The sequence below is a fragment of the Paenibacillus typhae genome, from assembly GCF_900099765.1.
Lineage (GTDB): Bacteria > Bacillota > Bacilli > Paenibacillales > Paenibacillaceae > Paenibacillus_AQ > Paenibacillus_AQ typhae.
Genome location: NZ_FNDX01000037.1, coordinates 14,759 through 33,272 on the forward strand (window position 1 = coordinate 14,759; position 18,514 = coordinate 33,272).

Sequence of the window (18,514 nt, forward strand, 5' to 3'; positions counted from 1 at the left end):
TTCTAGGGAATCCTTATAGGGAGGTACAGGGGTGACTGACGGGTTGCGGGTTTCACTGCAATTGTATGAGGACAAATTCCATGAGCAGCTGCTGGCCTTTCAGCTTCCCCCGGAGCAGGCGCAATTTACCGCTTTGCCGGCAGAGAGCTTACCGGAGGCGCTGCGCGCTCCTGACAAGCTGGCTGTCGTAATTACCGGGGAGGAGCAGGCTGCCGGATTTTTTATTCTCCATACCGGTGCACGGATTGCTGAATTTTACAGCAATTACTCAGAGGCAGCGCTGGTACGGGCTTTCCTGGTGAATTCCCCCTGCCAGGGCCGGGGGATTGCGAAAAGCTGCTATGGCTTTGCTGCCGGCTTTTGTCCGTATCCAACTCCCGCAAGTTCGTGAAATTGTGCTTACTGTCAATGAACGGAATCCTGCTGCGCTGGCGCTCTATCTGCGTGCCGGATTCTGTGATCACGGGCTGCGCCGTACGGGCGGTAAGGGTCCGCAGAGAATTCTGCAGTATGCGCTGGATAACAACGCTTAGGCGGCTGCTGTACCTGGCACGGAGAAGTACAGCCTTTGCAGGCTCGGCTGGAGTGGATGTGCGGAGCGGGTATTTGTACGGGAAGTGGGGCTAAAAAGAGGAATACGGGGTGGGGACATGTGAAGAAAGAGCATCTGTATCTGAAGCGGCTGACCGGAATGTTCTCGGAGAGCCCCCTGCTGATGGACGTTTTCCGCAGGGCACGGTTTCTGGAGCCTCTGCCGTATTACGTTGGTGCAGGCTATCTTGTACAGACCGTGTGGAACCAGCTGACCGGACGCCCGGCAGAGTATGGGATCAGCGATATTGATCTGGTTTATTTTGACCCGTCCGATTTAAGCTTTGAGGCCGAGAGTGAACAGATAGCTGAGGGGCGGAAGCAGTTTAACGGGGTTCCCGTTCCGCTGGATATTAAGAATCAGGCCCGCGTCCATCTGTGGTACGAGGACAAATTCGGAATCAGGCTTCAGCCATACTCCAGTCTGGAAGCAGCCATAGACAGTTGGCCGACCACAGTAACCTCACTTGGAGCCAGGCTTGAGCCGTCCGGAGAATGGCGAATCTACGCACCCTTCGGCCTTGCGGATTTATACAGCCTGACTGTAAGACCCAATAAGGCGCTGATTAGTAAGGCGCTATATCGCAGCAAGACAGAGAAATGGCACTCCAAGTGGCCGGAGCTGCAGATTATCCCTTGGGAAGATTCTTCGGGATGAACAGCCGCCCCGAGTCCTTGGTCACATTTTCTTCTTATGGCAGGCAGGGCGGCTAACGGACCGGGCAGCCTTTATTTGCCCGCAATAGGGGGATTTTGAGCTGTAACGGACTGAGGAGACCTTATCACAGGTAAAACTCCATGGATTGGTGCTAATCAACCTAAATAAATGCATCTGAGTCCGTTAGAGCCTAAAGTGTGTCAAAAATCAGCAAATAAGGTCATCTGGGTCCGTTAAAGATTAGACTGACGGGGTTACGGGGTTGGCATATGCAGTTAGCTAAAGAGACGGTGTGACTAATAATAATTGACTTACCCGTCACCCCTCTATACACCGCTACGTAGCACCCGCCACTCAGCACTAACCACTCATCACTAACCACCCAGCATGCGCCATCCAGAACTTGCCCCCAACACGTGCCTCCCAGCACTCACTACTTAGCCCTCGCCACCAACCACTAATCACTCACTATTCCCCGTACCCCTAATAGAGCGGGGAATCTTTATTTTCCTGTATTAAGGCGACGGAAAACAAGATGACTGAGCACAATGGGGTACAGCTGAAAAAAAGCTGACGTGGAGATTGTGTTGCCAGTGAACAGCAGCACACAACAAAAGCCGCCCTAGCATCCATTAACGGATGCAGGGACGGCTTCTTGTGTTTATTCACATCAGATCGTTCAGTTCGCCGCCGGCTGAAGCAGAAGAGACTCAGCGGGAAGGTGGCGCACCAGCCAATCCAGCACATCTGCGGTGACTTCCTCGTGGTTGACCTCGTTCAGCATTTCATGCCGTCCATCAGGGTACAGGCGGTATTCCACATCACTGAGGCCTTGCTCCTTGTAGAGTTCAGCCAGGCGCAGCACACCCTGGCCGTTCATGCCTACCGGATCTTTGGCACCGGAGAACAGATAGACCGGCTTATCTTTGCAGAGCTTGAGCAGCGTTTCCTGGGAGTGGATATCACGCAGCAGCCGGAAGAAATCGCGGAAGAAGCGGGTGGTGCAGATCGCCCCGCAGAACGGATCAGCGATGAAGCGGTCCACTTCCTGCGGATCACTGCTCAGCCAGTCAAAGGCGGTCCGGATCGGCGAAAAGGAGCGGTTGTAGGCTCCAAATACGATACTGTTGAGCAGCACACTGCGGTGGCGTTCGCCCTGAAGCCTCAGCTGCAGCGCAGCAAGCGATTCTCCGGCCTTCAGCATGGTGCGGGGGCCGTTGGTACCGCTGAGAATATAACCGGCATACACGTTGCTGCCTTCCTCGCACATCAGCTTCTGGGCCAGAAAGGAGCCCATGCTGTGGGCGAGCAGGAACACCGGCAGGCCTTCATGCCGGGAGCGGGCGATATTCGCAAGCTGCACCAGATCGCGCCGCATCCAGTAGAAGCCGTTCTCACCGGTGTCACCGAGCAGATTGACCTTGCCTGCCGTTTTGCCGTGGCCGCGATGATCATTGGCATAAACGGCGTATCCGGCAGCGGTCAGTGCTGAGGCAAAGCGTGCATAACGGGCAGCTGTCTCGCACATGCCGTGGGCAATCTGCACGATCCCCCTGACAGGGGCCTCCGGCTCAGGCAGCCATACATAGACATGAATATTGACACCTAAAGGGTCGGTCATGGTAAAGCTGTTCTCCCTCATTGCATGTCCTCCTGAAAGTTTGTAGAAGAAAATCCTTCGCGGAGATAGCATCTGACAGAACCTATTCCGCAAGCATAGGCTTAATGTTGTGAAGTGAACACCCTTGCTGCGAGATTATGCCATACCAAGCTGCTTCGAAAATTAAACCTAACCATCCTTAGTGCAGGGCAGATCCGAAACAGATACTGTGGTGTGTTTAAGCATTCGTTCTATTTATAACCTGTCCGCACTGATGCCCGCTTTATGGCAAATAAGAGCGGAGTACAGTAGAGTGTCCTTCAATCCCGTATGCGCCAAGCGTGGAAGGCAGCAGGTAGCATTCGCCTGCGGCATAAGGCTGGGAGCCGCCATCCCAGGTCAGATGGCCGCTGCCTTCGCAGATGACCAGAATGGTGAAGCTGTCCGGGGTGGTGGCGAGCTTCCATTCGCCGTTCACGATCCCTTTTTCCACGATGAAATAAGGGGAGGAGGCGATTTGCAGCCATTCTCCGGCAACAGCGCCGTCTGTCTTCATGGAAGTAGCGCCTGCGCCCTCATAAGCGGTGACATTCAGCGAGTCCTCAATATGAAGCTCACGCGGCTTACCGTCGAGACCCGGGCGGTCGTAATCGTAAATACGGTATGTAGTGTCCGAGTTCTGCTGGATTTCAGCCACAACGACTCCTGCACAGAGGGCGTGCACAGTACCTGCGGGAATATAGAAGGCATCCCCTGCGGCAACGGTGATTTCCTGCATGGTATCCATTACGGTGCCGTTCTCCAGCGCAGCCTGCAGGCTTTCACGGGTGACATTTTCCTTCAGGCCGTAGATGATTTTGGCTCCTGGCTTGGCGTCGAGCACATACCACATTTCTGTTTTGCCCAGCTCGCCCTTCGGCAATCCCTCGTAATCATCTGTCGGGTGTACCTGTACGGACAGGTTATCGTTGCAGTCCAGCAGCTTGATCAGCAGCGGGAACCGGGTGTCCTCTCCGGTGATGCCCTTGCTGCCGAACCATTCCTTGCCGAATTGTTCGCGGATCTGATCCAGGCCTTGGCCGGCCAGCTCGCCGTTAACTACCGTGGATACGCCATTCGGATGGTCAGCGATCATCCAGCCTTCACCAATATGGCCTTCAGGCAGGTCGAGACCGAATTTCTCCAGGGCGCGGCCGCCCCACACGCGTTCTTTGAACTCCGGCTGAAACTTGAGTGGATATGCTTTTGTCATTATAGTATCTTCCTCTCCGTTTGGTTTGAACCTGTCTCTATTTACTGCGTGTAGACTCAAAAAACTCCAGCTTCTCACCGTCCGGCCCGTCAAAAAAGAAATAGCGGCTGCCGTTAGCCAGCGTGCTGATCCCAGTCAGTCCGGGGAGCTGAAGTGCCGCTATCCGGCTGTGCTCAGCCTCGATTCCAGTGACGGTGAAGGCGACATGGCTGACCTTGCCTTCATCCGGCAGGCCGGTCCATACGCGCTCGATCAGCTCAATTTCTACGCTGGTCTGGCCGGGGAAGCTCAGAAAGGCAAGCCGCAGGCTGTCGCCCGGTTCCCCGATAGTGTCCTGCAGGGTAAGGCCGATGACTTCCTGGTAGAATGCAAGGGACTGCTCAAGCTGTGCTACCTTAATGCCGATGTGCTCAAGCTTGCTTACTGCCATTTTGGGATTCAGCTCCTTTTTTCTTCTCAACTGCAACCACATAAGGCGCGCTGGCCCGCTGCAGCTGGCGGTAAATGATGCTCTGCGCCAGGCGCTGCGGCAGACCCGCCGCCCACGCTTCCACGGCGGCGGCTTCACGGTCGCCGCCGTCGTGGCCGGGGTAGAGCACGGCTGTAATGATGCCGCCCGGACGCAGCAGCGTCAGGGCGGCATCCAGCGCAGCCAGCGTGCTCCCGGTCTCGGTGATGATGGTCTTGTCGGCATCGCCTGACGGCAGATAGCCGAGGTTGAACATCACCGCCGAGACTGCCCCGTGCCACTGCGGCGGCACGGCCTCTTCCATCGCTGCGTGGCTTCGCGCAAGCAGCGTCACGGGAGCAAGCGCTGCCGGCGCTTCCTCCCGGGCCAGCCGCAGGCGCTCCTCCGCAAGCGCAAGCGCCGCAGGCTGGATGTCAAACCCGTACACTGCGCCGCGCGGCCCTGCGCACCTCGCGAGAAAAAGCGTATCCGCACCGGTGCCCACGGTGGCGTCAATGGCGAGGCCGCCGGAGGCCAGGCGCTCCGCCGTTACTTTATGCGCAAAGCTGAGAACGGACAGGAAGCCCATCAGCTCTTCCTCCAGTACTTACCCTGCCAGCTGTCCCGTGCAACCAGCTCGGCATCGATTGCGTTCAGCACTTCCCATTTCTTCAGGCTCCAGAGCGGCCCGATCAGGGCCTCGCGCGGTGCATCGCCGGTCAGGCGGTGGACAATCATCTCCGGCGGAAGCAGCTCCAGCGAGTCTACGATCAGCTTCACGTATTCGTCCTGCTCCAGGAAGCGCAGCAGGCCGGCCTCGTACTGCTTGACCATCGGGGTCTTGCGCATGAGATGCAGCAGGTGAATCTTGATTCCCTGCACGTCCATGGCGGCTACGGCAGATACGGTTTCCAGCATCATTTCGTGGGTCTCCTGGGGAAGCCCGTGGATGATATGGGTGCAGACGCGGATGCCGTGGGCACGCAGCTTGGCGACAGCGTCGATGTAGCACTGGGAATCATGCGCACGGTTGATCAGATCCGAAGTGGAGTTATGAATGGTCTGCAGTCCCATTTCGATCCAGAGGTAGGTGCGCTTGTTCAGCTCCGCAAGATACTCCACAACATCATCCGGCAGACAGTCCGGCCGCGTAGCGATGGACAAGCCGACAACGCCAGGCTGCTGCAGAATAACCTCGTAGTATTCCCGCAGCTCCTCTACCGGTGCGTACGTATTGGTATAAGCCTGAAAGTAACCGATATACTTGGCGTTCGGCCATTTCAGGTGCTGGCGGTCGCGCACCTTGTTAAACTGGGTGACCAGATCGTCGCGGCGGCTGCCGGCGAAATCGCCGGAGCCTCTGGCGCTGCAGAAGGTGCAGCCCCCCTTGGCGATGGAGCCGTCACGGTTCGGACAGGTAAAGCCCGCGTCCAGCATAACCTTGAACACCTTGGTATCCATAACCCCGCGCATTTCGTAGTTCCACGTATGGAACCGTTTATCTCCCCACATCAGCGGAGTGGAGGACTGTACAAGACTCACGGTAAAGCTCCTTTCCTAAATATAAGAATGTTTATTTGGAGAGCCGGGCATCCTCTGCCAGGCCGGCATATCCTTATATTTGTTTCGAACAGGCACGGGTCCGGTGAAGGAAGTACTGCCTATTCATTAATTATCAGAGAGTATAAGTCTAAGGACGTATACAGGTCTGATATTTCTCGCAGAAACGGTTGCCGCCTTCCCTGAAGGACGACAAAGCCGCTTCAACTTGCTAACCCGTCTATTGTAACAAAATTCAGCGTCAAGCGTAACAATGGCACCGGGAAAAAACGTTAAAATTAGGCAGGGAAAACCCGCTGTTTCGCTTGTTAATGCTTACACCTTATGTTATATTTAAATTGTAAAAAACGATTGCAGCAACTTAAAAACTCTATCCCTGAATTCATACTTTCGTGTCGTCCCGCCCATACTAAACCCAAGAGGTGATCACGATGAATTCTCAAACAGCTTATGCTGAAGGTAAAGGTTCAATTGATGTACAGCTGACTCCCGATGAGGCCCTGGCGCTTACCGGCGTTGAATTTAACGGAAATCATAAGATCAAGACCGAAGCACAGCGCAAGATCAGAAACGCATTCGAGAAGAAATTTGATTTTGACTCGCCGGCAAGGTAGACTATGAACTGTTGAAAATGGACCCCAATTCCAAATACAACAAGCAACAGAAAAGGGATTCTCCAGCGGCCGCTTCCTGCCCCCCGGAGAATTCCTTTTTGCTGTTTTTCAGGTAAATCACTTTACTTTTGCGGACAAGTTCGGCACAATGTTTCAAGTAATGTATAAGAGAACAAGCGGAGGAATACTATGCGTTTACGCGGAAGAAAAGGAATACGTGAAAGTCTGGAGGAGCAGACCGACCTGGTCGTCCTCGATCCACGCAGCCTTAAAGGGCGCTGGTCGGAAGTGTTCGGCAACGATAACCCGATTCATGTGGAGTTCGGGATGGGCAAGGGACAGTTTATCAGCCAGATGAGCTTCAAATATCCCGGTATTAATTTTATCGGCGTTGATATGTATGATGAGCTGATCCGCCGTGCGGCGGAAAAGGCAAGACTGGTTTGGGAGCCTGCGGGACATGAGACCCCGCCCAATCTGAAGGTGGCACTTGCGAACATCGACTATGCGGAGGAAGTATTTGCACCAGGCGAGCTAGAGCGGATCTATCTGAACTTCAGTGATCCCTGGCCGAAAAGCAAGCATGCCCGCCGGCGCTTGACCCATCCGCGCTTCCTCGACAAGTACCGCGGCCTGCTCAGCCCGCTCGGTGAAATCCATCTGAAGACGGATTCGCGCAGCCTGTTCGAGTTCTCGCTGAATGCGTTTGCCGATTTCGGTCTGCAGATGAAGAACATCTCCCTGGATCTGCATACGGACGGCATCATCAATGAAGAGCATGTAATGACAGAATATGAGACCAAATTTTATAACCGCGGCGTAAACATTCACCGCTGTGAGGCCATTGTCGGTGCAGAAGCACTGGCGAACTATCAGGCAACCCGACTGGATAAATACCGGCTGTAGCAGCCGGGGCGGTTCAGGTAACTATCGGGAGGCCTTACAAAAACGGCAGTTACGGGAAATTTCCTGTAACTGCCGTTTTTTTTTGATTTTAAAGAGAGCTGATTATTGCGGGACAGCATTTGTATGTATGCCCCTTGTTCTGGTCTGTCCTAGTCCAGCATATCAATAATGCTCTGGGCGCTTTGCAGCGGATGGAATTTGGCAATCGCCTCCAGATGGCTTTTGCGCTTGGCCTGCACATCATCGTAGTGGTACAGCAGCCGCTCCATCCACTTGTCGACTACCGCCAGGGAGGAGATCGGCTCTCCAAGACCGGCTGAGGTGAAGTAACGGACATTCTCCTCCTCCTGTCCCGGCAGCGGATTATGAAACAGCATTGGAATGCCCTTGGCCAGGCCTTCGCTGCAGGTCATCCCGCCGGGCTTCGTAACCAGCAGGTCGGAGACCTCCATCAGCTTGTCAATGTCGCGGGTGAAGCCAATCAGTGAGATGTTCGGATGCCGGTACGCGGGATCTGCCTTCATTTCATCCAGCAGCTTCTCGTTTCTTCCGAGACAAAAGACAATCTGTACCTTTTCACGCCAGCCGGCCAGCCCCTCGTTGACCACGCGGTCGTTCATCATGCCCCAGCCGCCGCCCATGACCAGTACAGTCGGCAGATCCTGAAGGCTGAACTGCTCCAGAATCTCCTGCCGCCCGGGATGCTCCCAGAAGCTCGGATGAACCGGCATGCCGGTCACCCGGATTTTGGCGGCGGATACGCCTCGCCGGCGCAGCTTGGCTTTGACCTCGGGAGTGGAGACGAAATAACGGTCCACCTCCGGGCTGATCCAGCTGGCATGGGCATCGTAATCGGTAATGACCGTGACCAGCGGCGCCTTGAAGCCCGGGTCCAGCCGTTTCAATCTGGAGACTACGGCGCTCGGGATGAAATGCGTGCAGACGATAATATCGGGCTTCAGCTGTCTCACAATATTTTGTGTATGTGTATAAAATATGCGGTGCAGGGCAAGCGTGGTAAGACGGTTAAATGATTTCTGGTGACGGTACACGTACCCCATCAGCCTGGGCTGCGAGGTTACCGTCTTGCGGTAGGCCGACACTATAAGCGGAGCCATTTTGGGATTGAGAAAGTTCCCCAGCTCCAGCACCCTGGTTTGGATATGCGGCGACAGTTTACGCAGGCTGCTCGACAGCGCGTAGGCTGCCTGCGTATGCCCTGCGCCGAAGCCTTCCGACAGCAGCAATACTCTTTTTTTGCGCAATGTTTGATTCACCTGTTCCCAAAATGGTTTGGCAAGGCGGGCTTCAGAACCACAGAACAACCGTGCCAGCCGCAACGCCGCTGCCGATTACAGCTCCTGCCATTACATCAGACGGGTAGTGCAGCCCGAGATAAATGCGTGAGAACCCGACAATGCATGCCAGCGGCAGCAGAACGACGGTAAGGGCAGGGTAAGCCGCCATATAAGGAACCGTAGAGGCGAAGATAGCTGTAGTATGGCCTGAAGGAAAAGAATGATCCTTTAGCGGATTGTGAAACGTATTTGTCCCTGGCAGAGCCAGATAGGGCCGCATGCGCGGGTACAGCTTTTTGGCGATGGCCACGGGCAGATGGCTGACAGCCAGTGCCGTGAGGGCCTGAAGGCCTGTCGTTCTGAGCGGCTGGGGAGCAAAGGCCCAGATCAGCACATTGATGCCGATAGCGCTTGTCGCGCCGCCCAGATGGGTAAGATAGAAGAGCCAGAAGTTCAGAAAAGGGTTATGCAGGCGGCCGTTGATCCATTTGAAAAGACGGCGCTCCCAGAGAAGTAATTTCATGAATAAATGTCTCATATCTTGTCCCTCCGATAGTCCGGCTAAGGATAGCTGGCGCTTCTGCCGCCAATCCAAATTAATACCCCAAGCTGTCTTTATCATACGTTTTAAAGGTAGTCCATTTCAAGGAAAAGCTCTGGTGAAGCGCGGAATTTGTCAGTTTTGACTTGGGAACCCCTGACACCGTACAATGATTCAAGCGGACCGGACGCGTTTAAAAGGTAACAGAGAAAATTAGGAATCCGTCACACTACGGAAAACCCTACAACATCTTTTAAACGGGATATAAATAAATGAACGCCTGGCCGCAAAAAAAGGGTAAGCGCTTGTCTATTGTAAGGGATGCAATAAAAGGGTCAGCAACATCGTTTAACATGCCATAGACATAAAAAGTGGCATATCAAGAGTGGAAAAGGGGGCATCAAAAGGTCATGGCAGACGCATTGTTTGTTACGCTCCAAGTGATCTTGGCGGCAATCGCAGTTTATCAGTTCACGTTCTCGCTGTTCGGACTGCACAGGAAAAAGAAAAAGGAACATTTTGCACCGGAAAAGTCTTTTGCAGTACTGGTGGCCGCGCACAATGAGGAAGAAGTCGTCGGCGCACTGATGGAGAATTTGAAACAGCTTAATTATCCCCAGGATCTGTACGATGTATTTGTCATCTGCGACAACTGCACCGACGGGACGGCAAAGATCGTAAGGGAGCACGGCATGAACGCCTGTGTCCGCACCAACAACAACCTGCGGGGCAAGGGGTATGCCATTGAATGGATGCTCAAGGAGCTTTGGGCCATGCCGCGCCAGTATGACGCAGTAGTTATGTTCGACGCCGACAACCTGGCTCACACGGAATTTCTGATGGAGATGAACAATGACCTCTGCTCCGGCGCGCGTGTCATTCAGGGCTACATTGATACAAAGAATCCGGAGGATTCCTGGATCACTGCAGCCTATGGTGTCTCCTACTGGTACATCAACCGCCTGTGGCAGCTCTCGCGCCACAATCTGCAGATGGCGAACTTCCTGGGCGGTACCGGAATGTGCTTCGAAACAGCCCTGCTGAAGGAAATGGGCTGGGGAGCTACCAGCCTGGTAGAGGATTTGGAATTCACTATGCGCAGTGCCTCCAAGGGCGTCTATCCGAAGTTCAACTACGACGCCAAGGTGTTCGATGAGAAGCCACTTACCTTTAAGGCCTCCTCCAGACAGCGCCTGCGCTGGATGCAGGGGCACTTCACCGTGGCCCGCAGGTATTTCTTCCCGCTGCTGTGGCAGAGCATCAAGGAACGCAGCCTGACGAAGTTTGACCTGGCCCTGTACGGAGCCAATGTCTACATTGTCCTGCTGACGTTTCTGATGACGGCAGTGATGTGGATCGACACTGCATTGTTCGATGGTCCGCACATTGCCAACATCTACGGGCATCTGCCGATCTGGCTAAGCTATCTCGCGGTCGGAGCCAATATTCTGACCTTCCTTCTGTCGATGGCGCTGGAAAAGGTGAAGTTCAAGAAGGTGTATCTGTACCTGCTGGTCTTCCCGATTTACCTGCTGTCATGGTATCCGATTACGTTCTATGCATTCTTCACACAGAACAACAAGCAGTGGAGCCATACCAAGCACACGCGGGTGGTCCGGCTTGAGGAAGTGCAGAGCAAGCAGGTTTAAAATTTGTTAAAAGTATTGACAGTGCTATGAATGATGATGTATAGTATTCAAGTATGCAAAACATAGGGATTGCAAGCAGAAGCACCGGCTTCTCACCTGACTGGCAATACGTCAGCTGGTTTTGATCTCAATGCTTTATGAATGTTATAGTTCATGAACGTTGATCAAACACGGGGTGTCGGGAGTTACCGGCGCCCCTTTTTTATGGAGAACCGCAAATACATTGTCTAAGAAGATCCGGAGGTGGAGAGTTATCAGTAAGGAACATATGATCAATGATGAAATTCGGGCCAAAGAGGTTCGGCTGGTTGGAGCGGAAGGTGAGCAAATCGGGATCAAGCCGATCCGCGAGGCGCTGCAGATGGCGATTGATCTTAACCTCGATTTAGTCAACGTAGCACCGCAGGCGAAACCGCCGGTATGCCGCATCATGGATTACGGCAAGTTCCGTTATGAAATGCAGAAGAAAGAGAAGGAAGCGCGCAAGAATCAGAAGATCGTGGACATCAAGGAAGTCTGGTTCCGTGCCAACATTGAGGAACATGATTATCAGACCAAGTTCCGCAATGTGGTCAAGTTCCTGGGCGAAGGCGATAAAGTGAAGTGCTCCGTGCGTTTCCGCGGACGTGAGATCACTCACGCGAATATCGGCCAGAAGATCCTGGAGCGCGTTAAGAATGAAGTGGCTGACATATCTGTTGTTGAGCGCCAGCCTAAGCTGGAAGGACGCAGCATGATTATGATTCTGGCTCCTAAGCCTCAATAATTCTGGAGTCACTTGCTTAGCAATTTGGCGCCGCATAATAATCAAGGAGGAAACACCATGCCTAAAATGAAAACACACAGCAGCCTGAAAGGCCGCTTCAAGATCACCGGATCCGGTAAAGTTCTGCGCTACAAAGCCCACAAGAACCACTTGCTGTCCCACAAGTCCAAACGCGCTAAGCGCGTACTGAACGGCAATCCGGTTATGGCTGCCGGTGACGTTAGACGTTTGAAACAAGGACTTGCTAACTTGAAATAGTTTGATTACACATTTTTGGGAGGTTTATTAATATGGCAAGAGTTAAAGGCGGATTTGTAGTTCGTCGTAGACATAAAAAAGTATTGAAGCTGGCTAAGGGTTATTTCGGTTCCAAGCACCGCATTTTCAAAACTGCTAAAGAGCAAGTAATGAAATCGATGGTTTACGCATACCGTGACCGTCGTCAGACTAAACGTAACTTCCGCAAACTGTGGATCGTTCGTATCAATGCAGCAGCCCGTCAAAACGGCCTGTCCTACAGCAAGCTTGTACACGGCCTGAAACTGGCTGGCGTAGAAGTGAACCGCAAGATGCTGGCTGACCTGGCAGTAAATGACCTGAACGCATTCAACTCCCTGGCTGTTGTAGCCAAAGAGAAGATCAACGCGTAAGTGTTATGATTAACCGAAAAGCACCGCCTGCGGGGGAACCCGTGTGACGGTGCTTTTTTGTGCGGCTATGGCCTGCGGACTGTTATTCCCAGTACTTGGTTGTGCTGAGCTGTGATGCGAGTTTTTTGCTGCTTGCGCGTCTGATCTTCCGCAGCTCGGACCGCTCGCCTGCAGATTCGCTGATCAGCTTCTCTTCATCGGTTTCCGGAATGATGGCTGGTACAGGCGCCGGTGTGCCGTCCTCCTCGACGGCTACAAAGGTCAGGAACGAAGTGGCAGCGACGGCCCGTTCGCCGGTGTAGAGGTTCTCGGAGATGATTTTGACAAATACCTCGATGCTGGTACGGCCTGTCCAGGAGACGAAGGATTCGAAGCAGACAGAATCGGACGGCCGGATCGGCCGCAGGAAGTCTACGGAATCGGTAGAGGCCGTGACGACATTTTTACGGCAGTGGCGCATGGCTGAGATTGAAGCAACTTCATCTATAGTGCTCATCAGCTTGCCTCCGAACAACGTCTTGTGGTTATTGACATCGTTTGGAAAGACGCGGCCAGTCTTGAAGACGCGGGATTCGCGGCTGTACTTGAAGGGCGGGACGGTTTGAGGCTCGTTATGTTCTTCCATGGTTTCAGTACTCCCTTTTCATACAATATGTAAGCATTCATGATAATAGAAAACGGATTGTCATGCAATAATATTATAGACAACGGACCCTGAATAAAGACATTCGAGGTATTCTAACACAACATGACGGCTAACATGACGTACCGTGTCATAGAAAGCGGTTTCTTGTGAAAAAATGCAAATTATTATTGACCTGAGGTCATTTATAGACTGGATTTTAAGTTTTTTTGAGGGTATAATTTGATCTAATGGTATGTCCAAGCAGAAGACAGAAGACATCCAATTTTTTAAGGGGGATCACAATCGATGAAAAAGTTTTTGAAAACGTCGCTCGTTATGTTGACCGCTTGCACAGCTATCCTGGCAGGATGCGGAAACAATAACGCGAACTCGGGCAATGCCGCTAACGGAGAAACAGGTGGCAACGCCGGGACAGCTACTAATGCACCTGCAGCAACAGATGCTCCTAAGTCCGATGTAAAGATCGGTCTTGTAACTGACGTAGGCGGAGTAAACGATAAATCGTTTAACCAGTCTGCTTGGGAAGCTCTTGAAGCCCTTAAGACAGAAGCCGGCGTTGAAATTAAATATCTGCAAAGTAACTCCAGTGCAGACTACGAGCCGAACCTTAACCAGTTTGTAAAAGGTGGCTACAACCTGACTTGGGGTATCGGTTTTGATCTTGGTGACGCATTGCTTAAGGTTGCTCAAGAAAATCCGGATGCCAACCTGGCAATCATCGACAGCGTGGTTGACGCTCCTAACGTTGAATCCGTAACATTCGCTGAGAACGAAGGTTCCTTCCTGGTTGGTGTAGTTGCAGGTTTGACTACAAAAACCAACAAAGTAGGCTTCATCGGCGGTATGGAAAGCCCGGTTATCAAACGTTTTGAAGTTGGTTTCAAAGCCGGCGTAGAAGCGGTTAATCCTGATGCAACTGTAAGCATCACTTATGCAGGTGCCTATGACAAGCCGGATACTGGTAAGTCCCTGGCTGCTACACTGTACAACGCTGGCAATGACATCATCTTCCCGGCTGCAGGCGCAACTGGTAATGGTGTATTCAATGAAGCTAAGTCCCGCAATGATGCAGGCGGCGACAAAGTTTGGGTTATCGGCGTAGATAAAGACCAATCTCTGGAGTTTGGTGATGATGTAACGCTGACTTCCATGATCAAACGCGTTGACGAAGCGGTTAAAAAGGTTTCCCAGCAAGTGGTTGACGGAACATTCAAAGGCGGTACTACAACAGTACTGACTCTGAAAGACAACGGCGTAGGCCTTCCTGAAACATCCAAGGCTAACGTTTCCGCTGAAATCCTGGCTAAGGTTGAAGAATACAAAAAACAAATCATCGACGGAACAATCGTTGTTCCTGCCGAGTAATATCTGTCTTAATTCTTTTGCGTAACAGCATAGAGCAAGAAACAAGGCCGGTCTTTAAGCTGGCCTTGTTCCCTGTTAATGCACCGGTTTTTGTCAGGTACAGATAGCCGCCCTGTCCAGGGCGGTTAACCGTGCCTGTATGGTTTTATATATTCTGTGATGAGGGTGATTCCATGAGTGCTGCGGCTCCTGTCGTAGAGTTGAAGCAAATCACAAAACGCTTTCCCGGTATTGTCGCGAACGACTCCATTAGTCTGACGCTCCAAAAAGGGGAGATTCATGCACTGCTTGGTGAGAACGGGGCAGGCAAGTCAACCTTGATGAATATCGTATTCGGACTATACCAGCCCGATGAAGGCAGCATTGAAATCGACGGGAAACCGGTTATTATCGATAGCCCCAATAAAGCTATTGAGCTTGGCATTGGTATGGTTCACCAGCATTTCAAGCTTGTTGAGCCTTTTACGGTGACCGAGAATATCGTTCTTGGGATGGAACCGAAGAAGGGCCTTAAAATCGACTATAAATCCGCAGCGGAACAGGTTCGTAAGCTGTCTGAGCAGTATGGCCTCCAGGTTGATCCGAATGCCCGGATTCATGATATTTCGGTTGGCATGCAGCAACGGGTAGAGATTATGAAAACTTTGTACCGCGGTGCGGATATACTTATATTCGACGAGCCTACCGCTGTGCTGACGCCACAGGAAATAACAGAATTAATGGCGATTATGAAGCGGCTCGTTGCAGAGGGTAAGTCTATCATCCTGATTACGCATAAACTTAAAGAAATTATGCAGATTTCTGACCGGGTAACCATTATCCGCAGAGGGAAGGTTATTGATACCGTTACAACTTCCGGAACGAATCCGAATGAGCTGGCTGAGAAAATGGTCGGCCGCGGAGTAACCTTCAAAGTGGACAAGCAGGTTCCGCATGTAGGAGAAAGTGTGCTTAAACTGACGAATGTCAACAGCAAGAGCAAGGATGGGGTACCTGTCCTGAATGGCCTCAGCTTTGATGTTAGGGCAGGGGAGATCCTGGGGATTGCCGGCGTAGACGGAAACGGGCAAAGCGAGCTGATTCAGGCTATTACCGGCCTGCGCAAAATCGATTCCGGGTCCATTACGGTTTCAGGGCAGGAGATTGCCAACCTCTCACCGCGTAAAATCTCTGAAATGAACGTGTCCCATATTCCGGAAGACCGTCACAAACACGGTCTGGTACTGGATTTCAGCGTCAGTGAGAACATGGTGCTCGAAACTTATTATAAGAGCCCTTACAACCAGGGCGGCTTCCTCAAGATGGATGTCATTAACAATCATGCTGAGGACTTAATTAAACAATTTGATGTACGGACACCTTCAATTGAGACAAAAGCCCGCTCCTTGTCCGGCGGTAATCAGCAAAAAGCGATTATTGCGCGGGAAATAGATAAAAATCCGACACTGCTTATTGCGGCACAGCCTACGCGCGGTCTTGATGTAGGGGCGATTGAATTCGTGCAGAAGCAGCTGATTGCCCAGCGTGACCAAGGCAAGGCGGTACTGCTGATTTCCTTTGAGCTGGATGAGATCATGAATGTATCCGACAGAATTGCTGTTATTTATGAAGGACAGATTGTCGGCGAAGTATTCCCGCAGGATACGAATGACCAGGAGCTTGGTCTGATGATGGCGGGCAGCTTGAAGCGGGGAGGAAATGCGGGTGCATAGACTTAAAAAAATCTTCGCAACGGACAGCTATATTGTGCCTCTGGTTGCGATTGTAATGGGCTTCCTGGTCGGGGCCATTGTTATGCTGATCGGCGGCTATGACCCTGTCGCCGCTTACTCCGCACTGTTCAAACGGGTATTCGGCAGTCCGTATGACTTTGGTGAGGCCATCCGCGAGATGACTCCGCTGATGTTCACCGGTCTTGCTGTTGCCTTCGCATTCCGCTCAGGGATGTTTAACATTGGTGCTGACGGACAGGTGCTTATTGGCATGACGGCAGCAACCCTTGTCGGGATCCAGCTGGCCGGTTTACCGTCATTTTTGCTTGTTCCGCTTGCTGTAATCGCAGCCGGACTTGCCGGGGGATTGTGGGCCGGTATTGCCGGTTACCTGAAGGCAAAGCGCGGCATTAACGAAGTTATAACTACAATTATGCTGAACTGGATTGCGCTGTATCTGTCGAATTATATTGTGCGGAACTTCCTGCTCCTCAAAGGACAGAACCGTTCCGAAGATATTCCGGCTTCGTTGTCCATGACATTCCTGAACGGGGTATTCGACAATGCCCGTGTTCACTGGGGAACGGCAATTGCAATTTGTGCGGCAATTTTCTTCTATGTCTACCTGTGGAAAACCAAGCAGGGGTACGAAATGCGTGCAGTAGGTCTCAACCCGAATGCTGCTGAATACGCCGGGATGAATGTAGGCCGTAATGTTGTTAAGGCCATGTTCATCAGCGGTGCCTTTGCCGGACTTGCAGGTGCAGGTGAAGTGCTGGGCGTATTCCATTACCAGTCTGTATTTGCTGCATCTCCAGGCTACGGGTTCAACGGTATCGCTGTAGCCCTGCTGGGACTGACACACCCGCTGGGTGTTATTCTTGCGGCGATTTTGTATGGTATGCTTACTTACGGTGCTGCGGGTATGAGCTTTGGGGCGGATGTTCCGCCGGAGCTGATCCGCATCGTAATCGGTTCGATTATATTCTTTATTGCAGCACAAGGAATTGTCCGCTGGGTGCTTAAGCCCTTTTATCTCAAGCGGAAGAAAGAGAAGGTGTCATAGATGGATCTGCTGACGTTAGGACAATTGCTCAATACGACGCTTGTTTTTTCCACGGCGCTCATTTTCGCTGCTCTTGGCGGCATCTTCTCTGAACGTTCCGGTGTGGTCAATATCGGTCTTGAAGGCTTGATGATGTTCGGTGCCTTTGCAGCAGCGGTAGGGGGGCATTATGCCCAGGATGCCGGGCTGGGAGCATGGGCGCCATGGGTTGGTGTACTCTGCGCTATGGCCGTCGGGGTTATCGGCTCGCTGATCCATGCAGTCGCTTCTATCACCTTTAAGGCGGATCAGACAATCAGTGGTACGGTAATCAACTTTCTTGCTGCAGGGAGCACGCTGTACATGGTTAAGCTGTTTTTCGACGGGGCTGGCGAGTCCCCGCTGATCGACGGCTTCAAGAAGGTGTCTGTTCCTGTGCTGTCCAAAATTCCGGTGATCGGTGAAGGAATTTTCAATTCCTACCCGACAACCTACCTGGCGATCATTCTCGTCATCGTGATTTACTTCGTCCTGTTTAAAACTCCGTTCGGACTGCGCCTCCGTGCTGTCGGTGAACATCCGAGTGCGGCTGATACTCTGGGTGTTAACGTAAAACGGATGAGATATGTCGGCGTTATGCTGAGCGGGCTGCTGGCTGGAATCGGAGGAGCGACAATCACGCTTACGACCACAGGCACGTTTGCACACAACACCATTTCCGGACAGGGCTTTATTGCGATTGCCGCAATGATCTTCGGTAAATGGAATCCGCTGGGCGCCTTTGGGGCTGCTGTATTCTTCGGCTTCTCGCAGGCAATCCGCAACTACGTACAGTTGTTTGAATGGTCCAAAAACATTCCGCAGGAATTTATTTTCATGATTCCTTACGTACTCACTATTATCGTACTGGTGAGCGCCGTTGGCCGCTCCTCCGCTCCAAAAGCATTGGGTGAACCGTACGATCCGGGTAAACGTTAAAATAAACGAGGCTGTTCTTCTGCGCAGCATCAAAAGCGTACGTCCAGGCATTCCTGGATGTACGCTTTTTTTTTGCGTTTTCCGGCATAATTTCGCATACTCCGCCGGTACGCCCGGAATGCCGGGACAGCTGTACAGGCGAACGGCATTCTGCCCGAATAGACTGTGATTGAATCTCAGCTAACAAAACTAAGCGTATGCTTCCGAAGTGAGTTTTGCACGAAGTTATTTCTAA

At 52.3% G+C, this 18,514-nt stretch carries 21 protein-coding genes; 13 read left to right on the plus strand and 8 right to left on the minus strand.

Translation table 11 applies throughout. From position 1 onward, the window contains the following. Positions 1–31 precede the first annotated feature (31 nt). The 3 genes from BLR64_RS22550 to BLR64_RS22555 all read left to right on the plus strand — a co-directional run bounded on the left by BLR64_RS22550 (position 32) and on the right by BLR64_RS22555 (position 1,249). The gene (locus tag BLR64_RS22550; RefSeq protein ID WP_244157820.1) at positions 32–391 is read left to right on the plus strand and encodes a hypothetical protein; all 360 of its coding nucleotides are present in this window, start codon (positions 32–34) and stop codon (positions 389–391) included. Between the two features lie 4 nt (positions 392–395). Further along, positions 396–533, plus strand: a complete 138-nt coding sequence (locus tag BLR64_RS30910; RefSeq protein ID WP_244157821.1) for an N-acetyltransferase — start codon at positions 396–398, stop codon at positions 531–533. Positions 534–652: 119 nt separating this feature from the next. Then, positions 653–1,249, plus strand: a complete 597-nt coding sequence (locus BLR64_RS22555) for a nucleotidyltransferase family protein (RefSeq protein ID WP_244157822.1) — start codon at positions 653–655, stop codon at positions 1,247–1,249. A gap of 679 nt (positions 1,250–1,928) precedes the next feature. On the opposite strand, the gene BLR64_RS22560 is transcribed toward BLR64_RS22555, so the two are convergent. The 5 genes from BLR64_RS22560 to mnmL all read right to left on the minus strand — a co-directional run bounded on the left by BLR64_RS22560 (position 1,929) and on the right by mnmL (position 6,061). Continuing rightward, complete coding sequence (locus BLR64_RS22560) at positions 1,929–2,891, minus strand: alpha/beta hydrolase (protein ID WP_090717805.1); 963 nt, start codon at positions 2,889–2,891, stop codon at positions 1,929–1,931. Between the two features lie 241 nt (positions 2,892–3,132). Next, positions 3,133–4,101 carry a type I phosphomannose isomerase catalytic subunit gene (locus tag BLR64_RS22565; RefSeq protein ID WP_090717808.1) on the minus strand — a complete coding sequence of 323 codons (969 nt, stop codon included), beginning with the start codon at positions 4,099–4,101 and terminating at the stop codon, positions 3,133–3,135. A gap of 37 nt (positions 4,102–4,138) precedes the next feature. Beyond that, the gene (locus tag BLR64_RS22570; protein ID WP_090717810.1) at positions 4,139–4,531 is read right to left on the minus strand and encodes a VOC family protein; all 393 of its coding nucleotides are present in this window, start codon (positions 4,529–4,531) and stop codon (positions 4,139–4,141) included. Next, positions 4,512–5,138 (minus strand): tRNA 5-(aminomethyl)-2-thiouridylate-methyltransferase MnmM, encoded by a 627-nt coding sequence (gene mnmM, locus BLR64_RS22575; RefSeq protein ID WP_090717813.1) that lies wholly within the window; start codon positions 5,136–5,138, stop codon positions 4,512–4,514. Before mnmM ends, BLR64_RS22570 begins: the two co-directional genes overlap by 20 nt. Continuing rightward, entirely contained in the window at positions 5,138–6,061 is a 924-nt protein-coding gene (gene mnmL / locus BLR64_RS22580) for a tRNA modification radical SAM protein MnmL/YtqA (protein ID WP_090717893.1), read from the minus strand. Before mnmL ends, mnmM begins: the two co-directional genes overlap by 1 nt. Before the next feature lie 479 nt (positions 6,062–6,540). Between mnmL and BLR64_RS22585 the strand changes: the two genes are divergently transcribed. Together BLR64_RS22585 and trmB are read left to right on the plus strand one after the other, a co-directional pair. After that, a complete protein-coding gene (locus BLR64_RS22585; protein WP_039870595.1) occupies positions 6,541–6,723 on the plus strand; it encodes a hypothetical protein in 183 nt (60 codons plus the stop codon). A 189-nt stretch (positions 6,724–6,912) separates the two neighbouring features. Then, complete coding sequence (gene trmB / locus BLR64_RS22590) at positions 6,913–7,629, plus strand: tRNA (guanosine(46)-N7)-methyltransferase TrmB (protein WP_090717815.1); 717 nt, start codon at positions 6,913–6,915, stop codon at positions 7,627–7,629. A gap of 149 nt (positions 7,630–7,778) precedes the next feature. On the opposite strand, the gene BLR64_RS22595 is transcribed toward trmB, so the two are convergent. Continuing rightward, positions 7,779–8,894 carry an MGDG synthase family glycosyltransferase gene (locus BLR64_RS22595; protein ID WP_090717818.1) on the minus strand — a complete coding sequence of 372 codons (1,116 nt, stop codon included), beginning with the start codon at positions 8,892–8,894 and terminating at the stop codon, positions 7,779–7,781. A gap of 43 nt (positions 8,895–8,937) precedes the next feature. Next, positions 8,938–9,465 (minus strand): phosphatase PAP2 family protein, encoded by a 528-nt coding sequence (locus BLR64_RS22600; RefSeq protein WP_090717821.1) that lies wholly within the window; start codon positions 9,463–9,465, stop codon positions 8,938–8,940. Positions 9,466–9,878: 413 nt separating this feature from the next. Between BLR64_RS22600 and BLR64_RS22605 the strand changes: the two genes are divergently transcribed. The 4 genes from BLR64_RS22605 (at position 9,879) to rplT (ending at position 12,533) form a co-directional block, all read left to right on the plus strand. Continuing rightward, positions 9,879–11,117 (plus strand): glycosyltransferase family 2 protein, encoded by a 1,239-nt coding sequence (locus BLR64_RS22605; RefSeq protein WP_090717824.1) that lies wholly within the window; start codon positions 9,879–9,881, stop codon positions 11,115–11,117. Positions 11,118–11,385: 268 nt separating this feature from the next. Next, the gene (infC, locus tag BLR64_RS22610; RefSeq protein ID WP_068721093.1) at positions 11,386–11,883 is read left to right on the plus strand and encodes a translation initiation factor IF-3; all 498 of its coding nucleotides are present in this window, start codon (positions 11,386–11,388) and stop codon (positions 11,881–11,883) included. Positions 11,884–11,940: 57 nt separating this feature from the next. Beyond that, on the plus strand, positions 11,941–12,141 hold the full coding sequence (gene rpmI, locus BLR64_RS22615) for a 50S ribosomal protein L35 (protein WP_062320217.1): 201 nt from the start codon (positions 11,941–11,943) through the stop codon (positions 12,139–12,141). 32 nt (positions 12,142–12,173) lie between these two features. Continuing rightward, on the plus strand, positions 12,174–12,533 hold the full coding sequence (gene rplT, locus BLR64_RS22620; RefSeq protein ID WP_068721095.1) for a 50S ribosomal protein L20: 360 nt from the start codon (positions 12,174–12,176) through the stop codon (positions 12,531–12,533). 82 nt (positions 12,534–12,615) lie between these two features. Here the strand turns inward: rplT and BLR64_RS22625 are convergent, their stop codons facing one another. Next, a complete protein-coding gene (locus BLR64_RS22625; RefSeq protein WP_090717830.1) occupies positions 12,616–13,158 on the minus strand; it encodes an acyl-CoA thioesterase in 543 nt (180 codons plus the stop codon). Positions 13,159–13,464: 306 nt separating this feature from the next. On the opposite strand from BLR64_RS22625, the gene BLR64_RS22630 reads away from it, so the two are divergent. The 4 genes from BLR64_RS22630 (at position 13,465) to BLR64_RS22645 (ending at position 18,279) form a co-directional block, all read left to right on the plus strand. Further along, entirely contained in the window at positions 13,465–14,544 is a 1,080-nt protein-coding gene (locus tag BLR64_RS22630; protein WP_090717832.1) for a BMP family lipoprotein, read from the plus strand. A 173-nt stretch (positions 14,545–14,717) separates the two neighbouring features. Then, positions 14,718–16,256: an ABC transporter ATP-binding protein gene (locus BLR64_RS22635; protein WP_090717835.1), complete on the plus strand. Its 1,539-nt coding sequence runs from the start codon at positions 14,718–14,720 to the stop codon at positions 16,254–16,256. Beyond that, complete coding sequence (locus BLR64_RS22640) at positions 16,249–17,322, plus strand: ABC transporter permease (RefSeq protein ID WP_090717838.1); 1,074 nt, start codon at positions 16,249–16,251, stop codon at positions 17,320–17,322. The genes BLR64_RS22635 and BLR64_RS22640 overlap by 8 nt, the downstream gene beginning before the upstream one ends. Then, positions 17,323–18,279: an ABC transporter permease gene (locus BLR64_RS22645; protein WP_090717841.1), complete on the plus strand. Its 957-nt coding sequence runs from the start codon at positions 17,323–17,325 to the stop codon at positions 18,277–18,279. Positions 18,280–18,514: the final 235 nt, after the last annotated feature.

Coding starts and splice junctions, on each gene's coding strand:
- BLR64_RS22565 (WP_090717808.1), bottom strand. CDS start 4,101: ATGACAAAAGCATATCCACTCAAGTTTCAGCCGGAGTTCAAAGAACGC.
- BLR64_RS22645 (WP_090717841.1), top strand. CDS start 17,323: ATGGATCTGCTGACGTTAGGACAATTGCTCAATACGACGCTTGTTTTT.
- BLR64_RS22630 (WP_090717832.1), top strand. CDS start 13,465: ATGAAAAAGTTTTTGAAAACGTCGCTCGTTATGTTGACCGCTTGCACA.
- BLR64_RS22560 (WP_090717805.1), bottom strand. CDS start 2,891: ATGAGGGAGAACAGCTTTACCATGACCGACCCTTTAGGTGTCAATATT.
- BLR64_RS22605 (WP_090717824.1), top strand. CDS start 9,879: ATGGCAGACGCATTGTTTGTTACGCTCCAAGTGATCTTGGCGGCAATC.
- mnmL (WP_090717893.1), bottom strand. CDS start 6,061: ATGTGGGGAGATAAACGGTTCCATACGTGGAACTACGAAATGCGCGGG.
- infC (WP_068721093.1), top strand. CDS start 11,386: ATGATCAATGATGAAATTCGGGCCAAAGAGGTTCGGCTGGTTGGAGCG.
- BLR64_RS22625 (WP_090717830.1), bottom strand. CDS start 13,158: ATGGAAGAACATAACGAGCCTCAAACCGTCCCGCCCTTCAAGTACAGC.
- rpmI (WP_062320217.1), top strand. CDS start 11,941: ATGCCTAAAATGAAAACACACAGCAGCCTGAAAGGCCGCTTCAAGATC.
- BLR64_RS22600 (WP_090717821.1), bottom strand. CDS start 9,465: ATGAGACATTTATTCATGAAATTACTTCTCTGGGAGCGCCGTCTTTTC.
- BLR64_RS22635 (WP_090717835.1), top strand. CDS start 14,718: ATGAGTGCTGCGGCTCCTGTCGTAGAGTTGAAGCAAATCACAAAACGC.
- BLR64_RS22585 (WP_039870595.1), top strand. CDS start 6,541: ATGAATTCTCAAACAGCTTATGCTGAAGGTAAAGGTTCAATTGATGTA.
- mnmM (WP_090717813.1), bottom strand. CDS start 5,138: ATGGGCTTCCTGTCCGTTCTCAGCTTTGCGCATAAAGTAACGGCGGAG.
- BLR64_RS22570 (WP_090717810.1), bottom strand. CDS start 4,531: ATGGCAGTAAGCAAGCTTGAGCACATCGGCATTAAGGTAGCACAGCTT.
- trmB (WP_090717815.1), top strand. CDS start 6,913: ATGCGTTTACGCGGAAGAAAAGGAATACGTGAAAGTCTGGAGGAGCAG.
- rplT (WP_068721095.1), top strand. CDS start 12,174: ATGGCAAGAGTTAAAGGCGGATTTGTAGTTCGTCGTAGACATAAAAAA.